This is a genomic window from Bacillus sp. T17B1 (assembly GCF_026796395.1).
GTDB classification, from domain to species: Bacteria; Bacillota; Bacilli; order Bacillales; family Bacillaceae; genus Bacillus; species Bacillus spizizenii_A.
The window spans coordinates 1-20072 of sequence record NZ_JALAYA010000050.1; the positions used below are offsets into that span (position 1 = coordinate 1).

The following is a 20072-nucleotide window of genomic DNA, read 5'->3' on the forward strand; positions in this document are numbered from 1 at the left end:
GTGCTGAAAGTGTTGCCCTTTTCTCGCCATAAAAAATCCCCTCCAAGTATAATGTAACAGCCACTTTTGAAAAGTGGGCTTTTTACACTGTCTACTTAGAGGGGATAATATCAAACGGCAAGTCTTTTCGTATTGTCAATTTATTGAGAATTTTTAACGACACAAGGGCATTTATGTAAAATATAATACTTCCTGTACATTAAGTTTGCTCACTCAAGGGAGTCTTGCTCATCCCCTAATGAAAGGGGGGTGATGCTATGTCAACATTTCAGGCATTAATGCTAATGCTTGCATTCGGATCGTTTATAATCGCCCTGTTGACGTATATAAATAAAAAATAGACCTCTCTTGAGACTGGAGTCCTGAAGGGTTAGGTCTACCTAGAACAACACCGAGCAGCCCTTTGACGGTCAGCTTTTTGTGCAAATAGTGGCCTGTGGGTGTTAGCGCACCCCAGGTCTTCTTTATTTTATGCATTTACATAAATCAAAATGCAAAAATAATTATATAATTGTATCATTACCCTAATTATAACCATATAGAAATGGTATTTGCAATACTATTGCTTTATGGTTAAAACCATTATTTTATTGTATTGGAGATGCTTATCTCTGCAAGATCTCATACAATTGCAATACTTTTGTTTAGTTGTCTAAACTAACTTTCAATGCATCAGTTAGCATGGCGTTAAAATCATTAAATTTGTTCATCAGCGTTCCAGAGGGTTTATCAAGCTCTAAGTATTCATTCTCAATTACATCTAAACAATACCAAGCTGTCTCTGAGTCACCAAAAGTTACAATTGGTTCATCAACTAAACTTAAGATAAACTCCTCAAACGAATTGGCAATCAGGAAAAAATCTTTATTTGGATGACTTAATTCATGATCCCAAAACAAAATCTTTTCATTATCGATATCCATGCATATTTCATTCCCGCCTGCGGGGCTTGCGATAGGAATAATATTTCTAGGAAAGCGATCTGAATATGTATCGATTGCTTTCTGAAAACTGTTATGACCGTTCGCTAAACCATAAAAACCTTCTAACAATTGTGTATCATCGTCCTTGCCCATCCAAGGATCTTTCTCTAAAGGTTTATAGCAAACGTCATACTCAATTTCATCTGTTGTATTTTTACTTTCTAGATAACAGCCGCCATATTCCTTCAAAAAGTTCTTATAATCAGAAGGTAATTGTTTTCCTATGTTCATTTCAATTTCTTTGAGTTGTTCATTTTTATTGATGCTGGGATCTGTTTTTGTATCAATTGAAAACTCTTTCAACTTTTGTTTGATATAATAGAAGCTCACTTTATTTACCCCTTCATATGTATGGAAAAATGAGTAAAGACCTTCTTTTCAGTTTTAGTCGTCCCAGTCTTCATCCTCTTCCCAGTCATCTTTCGCTTCTTGAATCTTATTATAAAAAAATTCAATAAAGCTTTCTGCAACAGTATCTTGATAACCAATTACCCTATCCCATTCAACTACTGGGCATTCTCCGTCCTTCATTTTATTCGTATCTAGACAGTAAGCAAAGTAATCAACATCTTCAATAACCACAAGTCCATCAGGAAGGCCGTAGTGTTCTCTATATTCCTTAGTTCTATTTACTACTGATGCATGATCAAAGTTGTAACCTAAAACTAAAACACCGAATAAACCACCAGCACCGTATTTTTCTAAAAACCATTTATAGCTATTGGGAAGAACGCATTGGAGGATTTCTTCAATGCGTTCAATGTTTTCATGACTTGCGCCATCTGTAAATATAGCATTTTGTTTATTTTCATTAATAAAGTTTTCAACCTTCGAATAAATCATTTAAACACCTCAATTTCCATTCTCAAATTGTTTCGCTCTCCACTTCCAATATCTCTTTCTAAAGCTCTCGTATTGCGCTTTTAAAACCTTATCATTTCTAAAACTTTCACCATCAGACTTAAGCTTATGAATGACATCACTATATTTTGTATGTAAACTGTTCGGGATTTCAAGCATTGGGCCAGGTTCTTCTTGAATCAAGTGATGTAGATTAATCTGTGTGCCATCTTTTGCATAAGGGGCGTTCCCGTTTTTCATTAGCTGAAGATTTGTAACGCCGAATTCTGTTTTTTGATTAATATCTATATCTTTCATAGTATACACTCTTCGACTTACATCTTTAACTTTCCCCTTCGCCTTTACCTTCCCCTTTATTTCATACGCTTCATACTTTTCCTTATTTAGCCATGGGGGACTTATCTTTTGGCCAGTAAACGGTTTTCTTGTTCCATCTGGTATTTTCTTCGCATTAGTCAAAAGTTCATTCTTAAGGTTTTGGCTATCAACCACATTGTATGGCACGTTATCTGCTAAAGCAAGCTTATACTTAGGGTTGTAAGGCAGCAAATCTGGAATCTTGACATCTTTAAGTTTCTTTCCTGCTTGACTTGCTGTATTTATTACCTTGCCCGCTGCATCTGCTTTGTTAATGGCTCCTGCACCTTTGGTTCCAAAAACAGCTACAGCCACTGAACCAACAGCATAGGTAACCCATCTTGATCTAGAATAGGCATCTCCATTCACCATATCTTTTTGATATGACTCTTCTATTGCTGCTGAAATGGCATTATATGTTTTCACTGGATGAATAACTGCATTCCCCAGTGCTGAGAGTGTTTCTCCTGGATCGGTGATGAAGTCCCAAATGCCGGTTACAGTGTCTTTTCCAACATCAAATAAACCAACTCCTACACCTTTTACGATATCCCAGGTGATTTCTCCTGCTCCCTCTAGCTGCTTCGCTTGTTCAATTTGCATTGCAAGCTGAACTTGAGCTGGCTCAAGATTCTCGTAGCCTACTTTCTTAGCAATCTCTAAGTATTCATCAGGATCAGACACACCGTCATTAAGTTTTTTCTTTAATTCCTTGATTTCACGTTCTTTTGCTTCTTCTTTCTTAACGCTTAAGTAAGATTCAGAATGCTTCTCAATATCACCTTTTTTCTTATGTATGTCACTTTCTCTATATGCTTTGGCGTTGTAGTGGATTGGCTTGATTCCTGAAGCTTTTTAAAATCTTGTTGAATGAATTGTTCGTTAGGCTCAGTCTCAGCGTACTCAGTTTTTAAATCCTCATCAAGCTTGTTTAGCTTATCGATTGTTTTTTCACGTTTGTCATCTGCAGAAGAAAGTTTGTCTTTGAAGTCTCCTGTTGAGAATATTTCAAGGGGAAGAATATCATTGATGTCGTTTAATATGTCTTTCATTGCTTTTTTCTGTTCAGACATAATGGATTTTGATTTTGTATATGCATTTAAAAGTTCATGTTCTAGAAAAGATTCTTCTATGTAAGCATCTGACAACTTTGCTTCTTCAAGTTTTGCAGAAACGCTGCTTAAGAAAGCAATTTTCATATCGATAAGATCAATCCATTGGTCTGTAACGCCGACATGATCATGATAAAATGCTTTGATATTGTTAGCGCCCTTGCCGGAAAACTCACTGTCATCCAGGTCAGCTACGCCTTTAAACGCTTGTTTTAGCTTCACCATTTGTGACCTTAGTTCCTTGTACTCTTTGGTTCTTTTGTCTGCTTCTGAGAGCAATGAATTAGCTTCATATACCTTCATATCATTCTCCTTTCAAGCCTGCTCTATGTAAATTTTACCACAATAATCTATTTGAATAACAAAAAAAGACAGCCGAAAATGACCGCCTTATACATCGTGCTACCTTGTTCTATAATAATTTTCTGCGGTATAGTAGCGCCATTCCCAAAAAGTTGCCCCATTGGATTCTATATACCGATCTAGAAATATCTCAAAATTTACATTTAATGGTGTATACTCACCCATTTGAAAAATAATGAGATAGTTGAGATCTCCTTTATCCAATTTATCTTTGTCGATCATCAAATGGCACCCTTCTAATAAGTGACCAATTGGAATACCATTGATACCTTCAAACAAATCCTCATATTTTAGTTCCTCTTCAATCTCTTCAAGGCTAAATAAATAAAGTCCTCCACCTATATTCTCCCCATCAGCAATGCACCGTTATGTAGTGTAATAAACTTCTGATAATTATCTGGAAGGGTAAGCTGATGTTTAGCTTCAAAGCTTTGAATGCCATTCGCATTCGGAGTTGCTTTGTCCTGTGAAATTGTAACAAGGACCTCCATGATATACCCTTCAGAACAAAACAATTTAATGGCTCCTTTTTCATCTAGGAGACTTTTCAAACCGCTTACAGTAACAAAGTTCACCTCAATATTGTTCTTTTCACGAAAATCAATACAAATTCCAATAGAAGTGAATAGATCGGGATAGCTGCCCTTTTCACTGAATATAATGCAATAAATTCAAAAAAGAGGTGCCCCCCAAAAGTGAATTCTCTAATGAATGAAGATATGATAAAGATCATTAGAAACGGACTTAACGCATCACATCATCCAAAGCATATTATTGTTGTGGGTGCTGGATTGGCCGGGCTTGTATCAGCATCTTTACTAAAAAATGCCGGTCATAGAGTAACGATTCTTGAAGCAAGTGGCAGAGCAGGCGGTCGTGTCTGCACGTTGAGATCTCCCTTTAGTGATGGGTTGTATTTCAATGTTGGTCCGATGCGCATACCGAATACCCATTTGTTAACCTTAGAATATATAAAAAAATTCAGTCTGCCAACAAATGTATTTATCAATAGAACCCCAATGGACATCATTTACACGAATGGAATCAAGACACGTCTCCATCTTTTTGAACGAAATCCTGGATTATTAAGATACCCCGTTGCACCAAACGAACAAGGAAAAACCGCTGAAGAGCTGATGCTTTCTGTATTACAGCCTATATTGCATTTTATTAATCAAGATCCTGCAAGAAATTGGCGGATTATTGAAAAACAATACAAGAATTATTCGTTAAGCTCTTACTTAAACACTTTCTTTTCATATGGCGCGATTGATATGATTGGTATACTTATGGATATGGAAGCGTATATGGGTATGTCCCTTGTTGAAGCGTTACGGGAATCCGTCTTTTTTTTATCACCATCTCACTTCTATGAGATAACAGGTGGCATGGATCGGCTTCCTTATGCGTTTCTTCCTCAATTAAAAACAAATATTCTATACCACCAAAAAATGATGAAAATTTCTCAAAATGAAAACAGCGTTACGATCCATTGTCAGCATCAACAAACAGGAGAACATGTAACATTCACAGCTGATCTCGCTATTGTAACCATTCCTTTTTCATCATTGCGATTTGTGAAAGTCGAACCATACCATTCTTTTTCCTACTATAAACGTAGGGCAATTCGCGAAGTCAACTATATGAGCGCAACAAAAATCGGCATAGAGTTTAAAAGCCGATTTTGGGAAAAAGCCGGGCAGCGCGGCGGCAAATCTATTACTGATCTTCCGATTCGATTCTCTTATTATCCAAGCACTGATATTGGAGCAAATGGACATGCTGTTGTCCTGGCGAGTTATACATGGGCAGACGAGGCGCTGATATGGGATAGTCTTTCAGAAAGAGAGCGTATTCAGTATACTTTATTGAATTTATCTGAAATATATGGCGATGTTGTATGGTCAGAATTTGTGTCTGGCGCCTCTTTTAGCTGGAGTCAGAATCCTTATTCGGCTGGGGCCTTTACAGCTTTCGAACCAGGACAAGAATTAGAGCTGTATCCTTATATCCCTGTCCCTGAAGGAAGAGTTCATTTCGCTGGAGAACATGTCTCACTTACTCATGCGTGGATGCAAGGCGCGATTGAATCTGGAATACGCACTGCTTTTGAAGTTAATCAATTATCTTAAATCTTAGATTCCGCTCACCTCTTGTGTTAAAGCCTATCGGAATAAAAGAAGAGATGATTCAAACAGTCAGCAGAACATATTGTTTACATTTGTTATTAAGTGCGTTTTTAGTGTTGCATTGCAGACCTTCGTTATTTATCGCATCTAAAAACAGAGGACGCTTTATACTCTTCCTTATGCCAAACCGAATAGGCGCTCAGAAGAGTTCTGTCACATTAGTTCCATAAGTTTTTTATAGCCTGTCTACTTTATAGAGGTAAGACTACTATAGGAAATGTTCATTTAGTTAAGACCTCCTATCTTGCTCGTTAAAAGGGCTACCTGTTTTTAAATCGCCACCCTGCAATCAAGACTTCGGTGCGTTTTTCTCTTTCAGTTCAATTGTGTCTTGTCTAATTCTTCAACGGAATGAGCTTTTTTAATTTCCAGAAAAATCGTGATATTCATCTGCACTATGAAACATATGCATAGAAATCTGTAATGTCATACTCTCTGTTTCAATTGTATATTCATCGGACGCATCTTAGTATTTCACTCGTACATTAAAAATTCTTACTGCCTTTATATACAACTCTAGTTTTCTCTTACTAACATTTCTTGAAAACCAGAACAAATTCAAAAGGAATTTTGTAACAAATAAAGAATTGAAAATATAAGCGCAAAAGAGATGCATACCCCTTCCGAAATTTGCGCTTATATTAAAAGAAAGAGGTGTCTCTAGAATGGTTCATTTTAAAAATTGTCCCGATCCTTCTCTAAACGCCAATTCTCAGTCTCACCCCAAATTTTCATCCGAATTAGAAACTATTAAGACAAGAATGCAAAACTTTATTAAGCATTCCGTTACAGATCAGAATATCGAAGTTACTGACGCGAGGATGACGGCTGAAGGAGAGATCACCTCTCTTTTAAAAGAACGTCTTGACAAGGAATACTATAAGCTTTTATCTAAGATCACCCGGGAAGTAAATGTGGCAGACTTCGGCGCTGTTCCAGATGGAAGAGATAATACGGAAGCTTTTCGAAAAGCAATTGGGAATGGTCGCGTCAAAGTGAACGTTCCCGCCGGAGAATACCTTGTTCAAGGGATCAAACTTCCATCCTGGACAACGATTGAGGGACAAGGTATAGGGATTACTGTAATTAAATTGCATGAAGACACTCCAGCACATGAATGGGTGATTACAAATGATGATTATCAAAACGGGAATCGAAATATTTTCGTCCAAGGAATGTCGTTAGACTGGAATCCAAATAGACAAGGTGGTGTGAGAAATCCAGGGGGACAGTTCTCGAGTTGTTTAACTTTTGCTAAAGTTGAATATGGTTGGATCAAAAATGTGGAAGCTATTAACGCAGGTCTTCATGGTATTGATATTACATCGCCAACGTATGATCATTTGCCTGATACCGATTGGACAAAAGACGGTTCAAGATTTATTTGGATCGATAACTGTGTAACGTACGGTTCAGGAGATGACGGCATTACCACCCATTACAGCGAATACATCTTTATTTCAAACTGCCATTCAGGAAATCCACGAGGAACTGAGTTTGCAGAAGGTGTTGCAAACTCCAACGGAATAGAAATTGATGACGGCTCCAGGCATGTGTGGCTATTGAATAACTTTACAAGCGGAAACATTCGTGGAGTAGAAGTAAAAGCTCATGAACTGTGGCCGGCCTCTCAAAATGTCCATATTATAGGACATGTTTCCTATCGAGATGTGCGTGCATTTGATCTTCGTCATATTGGTCACCATCAAATCACAGATCCTGAAAGCACAACAGCATACGATGTCACACTCACTGATTGTTCAGCAATTGAGCCAGTTTTCAACTCGCTTTATGATGCTGTGACGCCAAGAGCACTGGTTATTTCGGCATATAAAAACGTTTATGTAAACGGGTTCACAGCGGTTGGCGATCCAGACTATGACTATAAAGGAAATCCTGTCATAGCTTTGCAATATCGCAGTCAAAATATTACTATTAATGGAGTAAAAATCCGAGGGTTTAAGAAAGCCGGCGTTGATATTAATTTATCAGGTGGAGCAAATAAAACTGATTATGTTAAGATTTCAAACTTCGATATATATCACTCTGCTCCAAAAGGAATTTCTATCGGTGGCGGTCTCTATAATGTGAATATACTAAATGGTACGATGCTTACTGAAAATGGGACCGTTGGAATCCAGTCGCCCAATAATCAGGCCACAATTCTCGGTGTACAGTCAGAAGGTTATAGTGTGGCAGCCTCCATCAAAGGTCAAACGTACCAACAGATGCCAATCAATTTAAAAGGAGGCGTACAGCTTGCAACCACCTCTGGCTTTGCCTTTAACCAAACAAGCGCAGTTATTGCAGGTACTGGTGATATTACAGCCCGAGGAGAAAGAAATGCTGTCATCAGTGCTTCAGGAGGCTCCAGCACAGAAGGGTCTCGTGCATTAATTGCATCTTCAAACAATGCACATATTAAAGGAAATAAGGTTTCAAGAACAATACTATCTTCTGAAAGTATTATACTGGAAGAACCATATACTGTGGCAGGAGGTCATCGATCAATAAAATGGCTTCTTGACTCTATTGGGGGAAACGGAACATTTGCCGGTGCTATTAGTTCTTCTTTAGGTGGATATGGAGAGTATTATGAGAGTTCAACTGGACAGTTAATTCATACAGGTACAATTGTGACTTTAAGAGGTGAAAAGATAGCCCCTGCTCATGCGGGAGATTATATGCTTGGCGTTATTTCAGAAACTGCAGCTTTCATTTCAGGAACATCCAGTTTTACCTGGCAGAGCCGCTATTTGACAAATGAGTTTGGCGGTTTGATTTACGAGGTTATGACTGATGAAGAAACCGGTGAACTCATACGTGTGCCCAAACAAAATCCGGACTACGATACTGCGCTGGAGACAGATTATCATTCACGGGCTGCAAGAGACGAATGGCATGTAGTAGGATTGGTAGGCCAGCATTATGTGCGTATTGACGAAACTGTCGGTCAAGGGGATTATCTTACGGCACATAATGGGATAGGAACAAAAGCAACAAAAGGCAGCTGGAAAGTAATAAAAATAACCTCTGCCTACTCATCGGAAAAAGGATATGGTATCGCTCTGACCGTCATCAAATAGCGGCTCTGGGACCAACTCAATATACGTTTGGCTAAAAGATTAAATCTTTATCAAGGTGTTTTTCAATCCTAGCATGTTATTATCAAGTTTTTTCAACTATATTTATATTCTTGACCTGAAATTCCGTTCGTTTTCTGAATCTTAGGCTGGTAAAATCAACTTCTCATTAAATCTACTGTTAAAAAGGTCAATATCATAATTACAAAGTAATCCTTGCATTCCTTCACCCGCCATGCTATATTCATATAGCGATGAGCTGAATTGTGTAAGCCGATGTACATGCCCTTTGCGGCGCACACGAATGTGGCGTGTGGTGCATCGCCTCAATACGCAAAGACGTTTGCCTAAGGCAAACGTCTTTTTTATGTTATCCGATTGTTGTGCCGTTTGGGACGGGCTGATCCGGCTGCAATAGGACGACATCGCCCTGGCCGGGAATGCCGCCGAGAACCAGCACTTCTGATTTAAAGCCCGCGATCCGGCGCGGCGGAAAGTTGACGACTGCTATGATTTGCTTGTTGATAAGATCTTCGGGCTGGTAACGCTTCGTGATTTGCGCGCTCGATTGTTTCATGCCAATTTCTGCTCCAAAATCAATCACAAGCTTCATCGCCGGGACCCTTGCTTCAGCAAATTCTTCTGCTTTTACTATAGTACCTGTTCTGATATCCAATTTCTCAAAATCCTCAATGACTGCCATATCAATAACTCCTTTTTCTCCTATTATAAAAGAGATATCACAGGTTCGTTTAACTAAAGAACCCTCATTATTTATCCAAATATAAGGTGTTTCGATATAACCGGGGCGACATGCCTGTACTTTTCGTGAACCATCTTGTAAATGAAGACAGATTTTGAAAACCCAGTGCCTCGCTTACGACGGTAAGGGTTTCACTTTTCTCTATCAGCATTCGTTTCGCTTCCTCGAGTCGAAGGTTGGCAATATAGTGCTGCGGAGACTTCCCCGTCTGCTTTTTGAACCAGTTTGAATAGTAAGCTGGGTGGTAATGCTCGATTTCAGCCAGCTTCTTAATCGTCAGCCGCTCAGATAAATGGCTGTGGATATAAGCAATTGAGGCGTAGGTATGGGATTGCAGCTTTTCTTTTATGTATTGAACCAGCATATGCAGCGAGTTCGCTGTGCCGGCCTTTGCTTCCTCCGTCAGTAAGTACCTGATTGAAGACCAGAAAGGATCAAGCGCAGCTTCAATTCCCGATCCTGCATGATATTCATCGATTTTCATTGCATGAAGCGGAACATCCAGTACAAGACATTCATTTCTGCCGATTGAACGGAAACGATGCTCGCACTCCGGCGGAATATATAAAAAATGATCCGGCTTTAATTTCACCTGGCGCCCCTCTGTCTCAAGATCTATACTTCCTTCAAGCGGAAAAAGAAATTGGCTGTACCCGTGCTGATGTGAATGATAAAGGCGTGTGTATGTCCGTTTTTCGCAAATGATCTCTTGAAGCGAGTCCATCAAGCAAGCTCCTTCCTATGGTCATCTTTTAATCCGGTAATGGTGTTCCGATATAGGTGTAAATCCTATTTTTTTCATATAAAGAAACTGCCGCTAGGTTTTCTTCAGCACTTACAAGTAGATGTGCTTCGCTCCGTTAATTGATTGCCCATTCAGTCAATATCCTGATCACTTGAGTTCCTGCCCCTTTCCATCTATGCTCCTTGGCAACACGATGCTACTGATTCCGCCATAGCCTAAGTATACTACCTTGACATTATACAATATTCAGAAACATAAGACATCTATTAATTAGTTTACATAATATTTTTGTTGTTTATTGATAAGCCGGCCAAAAATGTCCGAATTGAAAATGATAGACTTTCTAAAATATCCTCTTCACGTTCAAATGTTTCTTTTGCCATTAAAGCCGTAAAGCCATGCAGCAGGCTTCTAAGCCCCCTAGTCGCATGAATGGCAGTCTTTTCGCTTGCATAGCCGTTTTCAATGAGCAGGTTCGCGACAAGCCGGACAATTTGGTCTGACACGATTTCCGCTCTCTTGTCCTGAATCTTGAGCAAAGCCGCTTCATAATATCCGGGATTTTCAACTGCAAAATCAACATATGCCTGAGCTAAAGAAAGCAAAGCGGAATCTCCCTTTTGTACCGTCACGGCGTCAGCCATTTGATCATAGAGCTTTGTCAGTCCGCTGACAGCAAGCTCTGTTCTGATCGCTTGCAGCCCGTTGATATGATTATATAGCGATGGAGAGCGTACATTCATTTTTTTAGACAGTGCGGCAAGCGTGACACCATTCAAGCCTTCCTGATCGGCAATCTCCGCTGCGGCGTCTACAATCATTTTTGGGCTCAATCCTATTCTCGGTGACATGCTCATCGTCCTTTCTTTGCTTTTTGGATCGCCTTCTCATCCTCTCTGATGGTGATCTCAGAAAATTCCCATGTCCAACAGCGAGACAGGAAGGCGCCTTATCGGCGAGCAATTGTGCACTTTTGATGGCCTCCTCCTTATTCCATGTGGCAAATACCGGAAAAGGAAACACCCATTTTATCTGACCTGATACAGCGATTCCACCGTGCAACTGAAACGCATCTCCTGCAATGATAGTGCCGTTTCTTGTTTCAAGAAATGACATGCTACCCGGTGTATGGCCCGGTGTAGAAATGGCAAGCAACGAACCAATTGTTTCACCGCCCGTCAACAGATGGTGTGGCTTTGTTTGCACGTGTTTCGGAATACCTCCTTTTATCGGAGTCTGCGGCTCATCATGACGCAAGGATGTATCACCTTTCAGCAGGAAAGAATCCCGTTCTGAGATCATCACCTTTGCATGAGGAAATGCTTGTGTCAATGCATCCAGTGATCCGACATGATCTCCATGTGCATGGGACAGTAAAATATGATGAAGCGGCTTTCCCAACTGGTTTACAGCTTGAATAATTCCTTTATAGCTGCCTGGAAGTGCGGCATCAACAAGGGTGACTTCGTTTTCTTCCTCTACTAAATAGCAATTGACCGGAAACAAAGCTGGAAAGTAAGTCAGCTGCCAAACTGTTTGATACTGGGTAATTCTCATTTATTTTTCCCCTCTAACAAAAACTAATGGTGTTAGTTTTATTATTAACTAACACCATTAGCTTTTCATGAGTTTATGAATGTTTTATGGCAACATATATGTTAACTTGTGCCCTCTGAGGTACTGCTGCACTTTGATCATACATTTCAAAGTCACCTGTAAATGTACGCAGATGACGCTTATCCCAAGTCCAAATTTCCTTCCACGTTTCATACACAATCTCTTCAATAGGGCCGATTTTGGAAGTAAAAACGGCATAAGCGGAAGCCGGCAGCTCAATGTTTTCATATGGTTCCGATAGAATCCTGCTGTCCTCCTGAAACGTTCCGACTGAAAACGTGTAAAACCCTTTCGTCTCCTGTTCGTAATTGGAATATAAGGCAATAATGCTCTGATCTTTTGCCTGTGAGAAAAGAACGCTCATTTCCTGCTGCCAGAATTGGTCCCACAGTGCCGGGATCCGCCTTTCTTCCGTCATTTCCAATGCGTTGTTTGTCCGCTGTGACAGTCCGGCAAACCATTTCTGCTCTAAGTGTGTCATATGTGAAAAACTCATACAATCCCTCCCTTTTATCTAGATTATAAAAAAAGAAACCTGACAGCAGTGTGTCAGGTTCCATATCTTTTTGCATTTGACGAATGATATCTTTTACTTTATCCCGGATATGAAGAGGTTGCAGAACCTCAATATCCTTTCCGAACTGCAGCAAAAAACCGATCAGCCATCGATCTTCAGGAAGAGAAATCACTGCCCGGCAGTTTTCATCTTCATCGTAATGAAAAACTTCATTTCCGAACCATTCAAATATGCGCTGACGTGCAGACGGCTGAACAAGAATGACCAGTTCGGTTAAACGGTCCTTTTGGTACCATTGCTTATCCCACGGCAAAGTCTCCAGCTGGACTTCTTTTCTGATAAAGGATTGATGTAATATGGTCAGATCTTTCATTCGGTTAAGTTTAAAGAAGCGAAAATCATTTCTAACCAGACAATAGGCATATAAATACCAGTGCCCCGCCTTGCAAACCAATGTGTAAGGTTCCGTTTCACGCTGAAGTGTTTCCCCGCTTGCATTAGTATATGTAAATGATATTGTTGACAATCGATCGATGGCGGCACTAATTTTCTCACGAAGCGCCTTTTGATCCTCAGTCTGGCCCCAAGCCGTCATATCAATAAACCATTTTTCAGTTTGGTGCTTAAATGCTTCAGCAGACTGCTCCGGTATGAGGTGCTTGATTTTTTGATATGCTGTGCTGTGAGAAACAGGTTCATACATAGATGAGACACTCTGCAAAGCGGAAACGATCGCAAACAGCTCATCCTCTTTCAACCACTCTCTCTCAAGCCGATACGTCTCCATAATCGCAATTCCGCCCCCGGAGCCCTGTGAGGTCACAATTGGAATACCAGCTCTATTAATCGTCTCAATATCACGGTAAATTGTTCTGACGGACACTTCAAACAGCTCAGCAAGCTCAGCTGCCTGCACTTGTTTTTTGCTGATTAATAACACAACCATCGCTAACAAACGTTCCAGTTTCATTCTCTGCACCTTTTCTTCTTTTATTTAACATTTTTATAAACCTTAGGTATATCTATTATGCGGTCCAAATACATCTTGCATATGTTATGAAAATAGGGGTTTCCCCTTCTTTTTTGTGCCAGTATTGATTTTAGCTACTATTTCGATCCGGATAAGCATACACTTTTCACCGGAGGGGATTTCACATCATGCATTTTACACTTCAAAGCGTTTATCCTGCCATGATTATCATCTTTTTTTTGTATAAAAAAATTAAAAGGTCCATCGGATATCAGCCGCTGAAGCCTCGCTGGCTGTTCACACGTATGATTCTTTTCTCGCTGTTTGCTTGTGGTCTTTCAATCTTCAGCGTCATTCACCCTTTTTTATATGGATATCTCATTTTCGGCATTCTTGGCGGTTGGCTCCTTGTCGTTTTCGCAAAGAAAAACATCTCCTTTGAAAAACGCAGAGGAAAAATTTATTTTCGGACTCATATTTGGGTAGAAGTGATTCTCTTAACCTTGTTTCTATCAAGATTTCTGTATCGTGTGACAGAGCTTTATCTTACCTCGCCAGATCTAAACAGCCTTGGATCTTACAGTCAGTCAATTGGAACGGATCCTCTGACAATTGGCGTCTTTTTTCTGATAGCTGTTTATTATATCGGTTTTTCTTCTTTTGTCATCAAGCTCAGCAGAAACGAACTCGATCAGAACGGACACAGTAAAGAAAAAGACATCCTTGCCCGCTAACTGGGATTAAGCAAGGATGTCTTCTTTAATCATGTTGTGTATGGTGGATCATTTGCTGAAGAACATCTAAAACGTGTTCATCCTCCGGTGAATAATAAATGGATGTTCCTTCTCTGCGCGATTTGACAAGCCGGAGATTTTTTAAGAATCTAAGCTGGTGGGAAACTGTGGATTGCAATAAATTCAGCTTTTCTGCAATTCCGTTTACTGCATGTTCACCCTGGGATAATAAATGGAGAATTCTGATTCTGGTAGGATCAGAAAGCGCTTTGAATGTTTGCGCGACTAGAAACAAGGTTTCCTCATCCAGATCAGCAGCCGTCCGGTCCGTTTCTCTAAATTCAGTCATCTGTATCACCTTTCTTTATTCATAGTTTTATCTTATAACAAATACGCTTGAGTGCAAACCAGCCTGCTTGTGTTCCAATTCAATCTCATAATTTAAATTTATGTTTCAAATCAGGTTTTTACTTGGTCTGATATATCGTTCTATGTCATAATAAAAAGGTCATACTGCTCCAAATATTGAGGGTGAAACACAGTGAAGAAAAAGAGAAAAGGCTGTTTCGCTGCTGCGGGTTTTATGATGATTTTTGTCTTTGTCATCGCCTCTTTATTACTGGTCTTGCTTTTTTCCAACCGGGATTTGATCAAAAAACTTCCAATCGATACGAAAACGATTGTTTTGGAACGTTTAACCGATTACAAACCGCTGGTGGAAGACGAGCTTGAAAACCAAGGGCTCTCTAATTATACATCACTGATACTTGGCATGATGTATCAGGAGTCTAAAGGAAAAGGCAATGATCCCATGCAGTCCTCTGAATCTCTGGGGTTAAAACGCAATGAGATAACAGACCCTCAACTCAGTGTTAAACAAGGCATCAAGCAATTTACCCTCATGTACAAGACCGGTAAGGAAAAAGGTGTGGATTTGGATACTATTATTCAAAGCTACAACATGGGGGCAGGTTACATTGATTTTGTAGCTGAACATGGAGGAACGCATACCGAGGAATTGGCAAAACAATACTCCGAGCAGCAAGTCAAAAAAAATCCCGATCTGTATACTTGCGGGGGAAATGTGAACAATTTCCGCTATCCGTATTGTTACGGTGATTACACGTATGCAGAAAAAGTAAAAGAAAAAACAAAAACTGTTGAAGAATCTTTACAGGTTGCAACACTTGAAACCATGGAATCAAAGACTCATAAATAGGAGTCTATAACTACTGACAAAAGCCCAAAACAGATTTGGGCTTTTGTCATGTTTAAAAACGTTTAAAAAAGCCATACAGAGTATGGCCTTTAATAATAAGGAGATATCATCAGATATACAATAACACCTGTAAGGCTTACATACAGCCACAGAGGCATTGTCCATCTGGCTATTTTTTTATGGCGCTCCACCTGCATGCTGAAGCCCCTGATCAGGGTAAACAGCGCAAGCGGCACAATGATCGCAGAAAGGCAGATATGCGTAATTAAAATAAAGAAGTAGATCGGGCGCATAATCCCTTCTCCGCCATACAGCGTATTCTCCGCAATCGAGTGGTAAACAACATAGCAAATCAAAAATAGTAATGTTGTTGTGAATGCGGCTAAAATAAAGCGTTTATGCGCTTTGATATTTTTCTGTTTAATCATAATCAGCGCGGCCAATAAGAAGATAAACGTAAAGCTGTTGAATATCGCATTCAGCATTGGCAAAATGTGAATATTCGCATGGCTGAACTGATCTAATTTAGGCATAAAAAACAGCACTGCGATTAAACCGTTAATTAAAACTGTCAGCGTAAGGACAATTCCCGTATAATTTTTCGGTTTATTTTCTGTTTGATTCATTTGGTGACCTCTCCTAATTTGTACTGGCTATCCAAATCGTATGCAAATTCAAAGGAGATGTCAACGTTTTCGATTGCTTCGTCAGAAATTAGACACACTTCATTTTCCGGCGGCTTTTAGCCCCGGCCCCAGTTAGGTTTACGCCTCTTTGACCAAATGCTCAACGGCCTTATATCATTTTCATTTAGCGGATTCTTTTGAATTTTCAAATGAATAAATTTATTCATGTGCTGATCCAAGATATCCGCCGTTTCTTTATCACCAGCGATGACCATTCGTTCCCATCTTTTCGCTGCCGCTTTTTGATCAAGATTGGCAGCCAGCGGCTTATACAGTCTTGTTTGGTTCTCTGTTACATATTCCCTCATCCGGTTCTTTCAAATGATATCGCTTTTTTTGCAGAGGAATGGCAATTCTCCCAAGACTCATTGATGATATCGTACTCATAATGCTCAACCGCCTCAATCTTGCCTAAAACGGTTTCAATAATTTTTACTTCATGCTGCTGAGTTAAAATAAACGCCGTGCTTGGGTACATTTGGCGCAAATCCTTTAACTGATCCAGAACGGATGTTTCTTCCCAGTAAAATCTTGTTTCTACAGGGATTTGAAGCTTAATTGGTCAAAAAATACGAGACTGCGAGGCATGTCTTTTCCCATTTCCTTAAGATATTGATCCATTTTCGTTCTGATTCCATCTAGACACTTCTCTTCCTCTCGATCACTTGCTGCCAAATACTCCTTTAATCGGTTGAATCCAAATTTTACGGCAATTTTCCATACTCTACCTGTGAATCTCTCATGTCTGTATTAAGATATAGAGAAAGAATGTTATCCGGCGGTTCCAATTGAACATACTGTAATTTATTAATCAATGAATCAATTGCCATTCCGATTCCTCCTTTTTCACAGGTTAGTTTTCTTTTTCCTCTCTTAAAAACGATCAAACCTTCCTTTTCGCAATTTCTAGTAATAATGGATTTGTTATTTACAATGCCCCTCTCATCTAATACAATTGGTAACTGTGTTTCTAAGCTTATTTTTGAAAGGAGATTGATTTTGTTTACTGTTAAAGAAAAAAATCGTCAAGAACTTGAGGAAGAACTACATGATCTAGAATTTCAAATTTACCGCATGCAGGAGAACATGAAGAATCTATCCAAAGATGCCAAAGTGCTTGGTATTGATCAATCGAAACATGAAGAGTGGATGATCGTTTCCTCGATTGATGATGGCCAAACATGCAAAATTATGCTTACCGATTGTAAAACGGCTTATAGAGGAAAAGGCTGTTTTTCACTTGTGGCGTCTTACAAGGACGATGCCATTCATATCGGCGACATAAAAGGTCCTCCGAATCACGGGTTTGGTTCCATTTGCATGAAATATTTAAAGGATATCGCCAGAGACCACAATATACCGAAAGTCACCGGCGACATTGCCAAACGGGACTGGAATCATGTAGACCGGTTGATTCATTTTTATGAAAAACATCAATTCAAAGTAACCGTCGATCCTGATACACAATCAGGCTGCATTAAGTGGGTTGATTTGTAAAAAAACCTGGAAGAATGAGCTAAGATGTGCTGTAATGGTGTAAAACCATTGATGGAGGGTTCTATGTTCGCCTCAAAACTGAAAAAAGGTGACGAAATTCGGATCGTGTCTCCCGCGACCAGCATGTCCGTATTATCAAATGAAACAAAAATGCTAGCAAAAACAGCGTTAGAACGCTTAGGTTATCGGGTAACCATCGCTGAACATGCAAATGAATTAAACGAATTTAATTCATCCTCTATCGAGTCAAGAGTCCGTGACCTGCACGCTGCTTTTTTCGACCCCGGAGTCAAAGCGATTTTAACGACACTCGGCGGTTTCAATTCAAATCAGCTGCTGCGTTATCTTGATTACGAGAAAATCAAACAGCATCCAAAAATTCTATGCGGTTATTCCGATATAACCGCTCTTAGCAACGCCATTTATCAAAAAACAGGCCTTGTTACGTATTCAGGCCCCCACTTTTCAACATTTGCAATGAAAAAAGGACTCGATTATACAACAGAGTATTTTCTTTCTTGCTGCGCTTCGGATGATCCGTTTGAAATTCACCCTTCTAGCGAGTGGAGCGATGACCGTTGGTTTTTGGATCAAGAAAACAGGCACTTTTACCCTAATAACGGCCCCGTTGTGATCCAAGAGGGTTATGCGGAAGGCACTTTGATTGGAGGAAACCTTTGCACACTTAATTTGCTGCAGGGAACGGAGTATTTTCCTGAAACAGAAAATGCCATTTTATTGATTGAAGATGATTACATGTCAGACATCCACATGTTTGACCGCGATCTGCAATCACTCATCCACCTCCCCTCTTTTTCCCATGTGAAAGCGATTATGATTGGCAGATTTCAAAAAGCTTCAAATGTATCAATAGAACAAGTAAAAGCCATGATTGAAACGAAAAAAGATTTATCCGCTCTTCCCATTATCGCAAATGTAAATGCCGGACACACCTCTCCGTTTGCCACGTTCCCTATAGGCGGAACATGCAGGATTGAAGCTGTTTCGGGAACATCACAAATATGGATTGACAAACATTAATCAGCTTGTAAATTTTTTTACAAGCTTTTTTAGCGCAACCATTTATGCAACTACACGAGGAGACATGACAAATGTCATATATGATGCATGATGTGTGCTACTACAAACGACTTCTCTCATTGACGTATACTGAACAGAGACACAAAATGAGAGGATACTTACTATGACTGAACAAACCCTTGCACATAAACAAAAACAGCTGACAAAGCAAGTCGCCGCTTTTGCTCAGCCCGAAACAAAAAACAGCCTGATTCAGCTTTTGAACACGTTTATACCTTTCTTCGGACTTTGGTTTCTGGCTTATTTCAGCCTCAATGTCTCCTACCTCCTTACGTTAGCTTTAACAGTGATCGCCGCAGGATTTTTGACAAGAATTTTTATCATCTTCCATGACTGCTGCCATCAATCATTTTTCAGAAAAAAACGCTATAACCACATTCTCGGTTTCCTGACAGGTGTTCTGACTTTATTCCCGTATCTTCAATGGCAGCACAGCCATTCGATTCATCATGCGACAAGCAGTAATCTGGATAAACGCGGAACAGGAGACATATGGCTATTAACGGTAAACGAATATAAAGCTGCATCTACACGTACAAAGCTTGCATACAGACTTTATAGAAATCCGTTTATCATGTTTATTCTCGGACCGATTTATGTTTTTCTCATCACGAACCGTTTCAACAAAAAAGGAGCAAGACGTAAGGAGCGTGTAAACACATACCTTACGAATCTGGCAATTGTGGCATTGGCTGCTGCTTGCTGTCTGATCTTTGGCTGGCAATCGTTTTTACTTGTGCAAGGCCCTATTTTTCTGATCTCAGGTTCAATCGGTGTATGGCTGTTTTATGTGCAGCATACATTTGAAGATTCTTATTTTGAAGCAGATGAGAACTGGAGCTACGTTCAGGCTGCTGTGGAAGGCAGTTCATTTTATAAACTGCCGAAACTGCTTCAGTGGCTGACAGGCAATATCGGTTACCACCACGTTCATCATTTGAGTCCAAAGGTGCCTAACTATAAGCTTGAAGATGCCCATGAACATCATGAGCCTTTAAAAAACGTACCGACAATTACCTTAAAAACAAGCCTGCAATCACTTGCATTCCGCCTTTGGGATGAAGATAAAAAACAATTTGTGTCATTTCGGGATATCAAACATAACCCTTCAAGCCTTCCGCCTGATTCAACAGAAAAACAGAAACTGCGGAAGTACGCCTGATGATAAAGGAGGTCTTCTCTTAAACACAAGAAGGCCTCCTTTTTATTGTTTAGAGGGTGCATTCTGGCTTTCGCAATGATAAAGTTACATGTAAGATGAAAAGCTAAAAATGA

Annotated in this window: 15 protein-coding genes and 8 pseudogenes; 8 read left to right on the forward strand and 15 right to left on the reverse strand. The window is 39.7% G+C overall.

The features are described 5' to 3' along the window. The first annotated feature begins 257 nt into the window (after positions 1–257). Entirely contained in the window at positions 258–341 is an 84-nt protein-coding gene (locus MOF34_RS19265) for a putative holin-like toxin (RefSeq protein WP_082786706.1), read from the forward strand. 303 nt (positions 342–644) lie between these two features. On the opposite strand, the pseudogene MOF34_RS20915 reads toward MOF34_RS19265, so the two are convergent. The 5 genes and pseudogenes from MOF34_RS20915 to MOF34_RS19285 all read right to left on the reverse strand — a co-directional run. Continuing rightward, positions 645–794 (reverse strand): annotated as a pseudogene (locus MOF34_RS20915) (SMI1/KNR4 family protein); the annotation flags it as partial. 6 nt (positions 795–800) lie between these two features. After that, a pseudogene (locus MOF34_RS19270) lies at positions 801–1313 on the reverse strand (SMI1/KNR4 family protein); the annotation flags it as partial. A 54-nt stretch (positions 1314–1367) separates the two neighbouring features. After that, positions 1368–1826, reverse strand: a complete 459-nt coding sequence (gene yobK / locus MOF34_RS19275; protein WP_268277482.1) for a type VII secretion system immunity protein YobK — start codon at positions 1824–1826, stop codon at positions 1368–1370. Between the two features lie 9 nt (positions 1827–1835). Continuing rightward, positions 1836–3616, reverse strand: a pseudogene (locus MOF34_RS19280) (T7SS effector LXG polymorphic toxin). 99 nt (positions 3617–3715) lie between these two features. Beyond that, a pseudogene (locus MOF34_RS19285) lies at positions 3716–4191 on the reverse strand (SMI1/KNR4 family protein). A gap of 180 nt (positions 4192–4371) precedes the next feature. On the opposite strand from MOF34_RS19285, the gene MOF34_RS19290 reads away from it, so the two are divergent. Continuing rightward, positions 4372–5808 carry a flavin monoamine oxidase family protein gene (locus MOF34_RS19290; RefSeq protein WP_138921984.1) on the forward strand — a complete coding sequence of 479 codons (1437 nt, stop codon included), beginning with the start codon at positions 4372–4374 and terminating at the stop codon, positions 5806–5808. Positions 5809–6530: 722 nt separating this feature from the next. Beyond that, a complete protein-coding gene (locus MOF34_RS19295) occupies positions 6531–8951 on the forward strand; it encodes a peptidase G2 autoproteolytic cleavage domain-containing protein (RefSeq protein ID WP_268401387.1) in 2421 nt (806 codons plus the stop codon). A gap of 367 nt (positions 8952–9318) precedes the next feature. On the opposite strand, the gene csaA is transcribed toward MOF34_RS19295, so the two are convergent. The 7 genes and pseudogenes from csaA to MOF34_RS19330 all read right to left on the reverse strand — a co-directional run. Beyond that, complete coding sequence (csaA, locus tag MOF34_RS19300; RefSeq protein ID WP_019714619.1) at positions 9319–9651, reverse strand: chaperone CsaA; 333 nt, start codon at positions 9649–9651, stop codon at positions 9319–9321. 67 nt (positions 9652–9718) lie between these two features. Next, entirely contained in the window at positions 9719–10435 is a 717-nt protein-coding gene (locus MOF34_RS19305; protein WP_268401388.1) for an AraC family transcriptional regulator, read from the reverse strand. A gap of 21 nt (positions 10436–10456) precedes the next feature. Beyond that, positions 10457–10672: pseudogene (locus MOF34_RS19310) on the reverse strand (GNAT family N-acetyltransferase); the annotation flags it as partial. Between the two features lie 59 nt (positions 10673–10731). Next, on the reverse strand, positions 10732–11307 hold the full coding sequence (locus MOF34_RS19315) for a TetR/AcrR family transcriptional regulator (protein ID WP_268401389.1): 576 nt from the start codon (positions 11305–11307) through the stop codon (positions 10732–10734). 2 nt (positions 11308–11309) lie between these two features. Next, a pseudogene (locus tag MOF34_RS19320) lies at positions 11310–12013 on the reverse strand (MBL fold metallo-hydrolase). A 73-nt stretch (positions 12014–12086) separates the two neighbouring features. Further along, positions 12087–12569 carry a GyrI-like domain-containing protein gene (locus tag MOF34_RS19325; RefSeq protein WP_019714622.1) on the reverse strand — a complete coding sequence of 161 codons (483 nt, stop codon included), beginning with the start codon at positions 12567–12569 and terminating at the stop codon, positions 12087–12089. A gap of 58 nt (positions 12570–12627) precedes the next feature. Continuing rightward, a pseudogene (locus MOF34_RS19330) lies at positions 12628–13560 on the reverse strand (helix-turn-helix transcriptional regulator); the annotation flags it as partial. 188 nt (positions 13561–13748) lie between these two features. Here MOF34_RS19330 and csk22 point away from each other — a divergent pair. Continuing rightward, a complete protein-coding gene (gene csk22, locus MOF34_RS19335; RefSeq protein WP_268401390.1) occupies positions 13749–14294 on the forward strand; it encodes a mother cell-specific sporulation protein Csk22 in 546 nt (181 codons plus the stop codon). A 25-nt stretch (positions 14295–14319) separates the two neighbouring features. On the opposite strand, the gene czrA is transcribed toward csk22, so the two are convergent. Beyond that, a complete protein-coding gene (czrA, locus tag MOF34_RS19340) occupies positions 14320–14643 on the reverse strand; it encodes a Zn(II)-responsive metalloregulatory transcriptional repressor CzrA (RefSeq protein ID WP_014114065.1) in 324 nt (107 codons plus the stop codon). Positions 14644–14835: 192 nt separating this feature from the next. On the opposite strand from czrA, the gene MOF34_RS19345 reads away from it, so the two are divergent. Next, the gene (locus tag MOF34_RS19345) at positions 14836–15513 is read left to right on the forward strand and encodes a lysozyme family protein (protein WP_268401391.1); all 678 of its coding nucleotides are present in this window, start codon (positions 14836–14838) and stop codon (positions 15511–15513) included. 89 nt (positions 15514–15602) lie between these two features. On the opposite strand, the gene MOF34_RS19350 is transcribed toward MOF34_RS19345, so the two are convergent. Both MOF34_RS19350 and MOF34_RS19355 read right to left on the reverse strand, forming a co-directional pair. Beyond that, a complete protein-coding gene (locus tag MOF34_RS19350; RefSeq protein ID WP_019714625.1) occupies positions 15603–16139 on the reverse strand; it encodes a DUF420 domain-containing protein in 537 nt (178 codons plus the stop codon). A gap of 138 nt (positions 16140–16277) precedes the next feature. Beyond that, positions 16278–17029: pseudogene (locus MOF34_RS19355) on the reverse strand (VLRF1 family aeRF1-type release factor). Positions 17030–17198: 169 nt separating this feature from the next. On the opposite strand from MOF34_RS19355, the gene MOF34_RS19360 reads away from it, so the two are divergent. The 3 genes from MOF34_RS19360 to desE all read left to right on the forward strand — a co-directional run bounded on the left by MOF34_RS19360 (position 17199) and on the right by desE (position 19959). Then, entirely contained in the window at positions 17199–17696 is a 498-nt protein-coding gene (locus MOF34_RS19360) for a hypothetical protein (RefSeq protein ID WP_268401392.1), read from the forward strand. Positions 17697–17759: 63 nt separating this feature from the next. Next, complete coding sequence (locus tag MOF34_RS19365) at positions 17760–18737, forward strand: S66 family peptidase (RefSeq protein WP_268401393.1); 978 nt, start codon at positions 17760–17762, stop codon at positions 18735–18737. Positions 18738–18900: 163 nt separating this feature from the next. Continuing rightward, positions 18901–19959 (forward strand): fatty acid desaturase DesE, encoded by a 1059-nt coding sequence (desE, locus tag MOF34_RS19370; RefSeq protein ID WP_019714628.1) that lies wholly within the window; start codon positions 18901–18903, stop codon positions 19957–19959. The last annotated feature ends 113 nt before the right edge of the window (positions 19960–20072 follow it).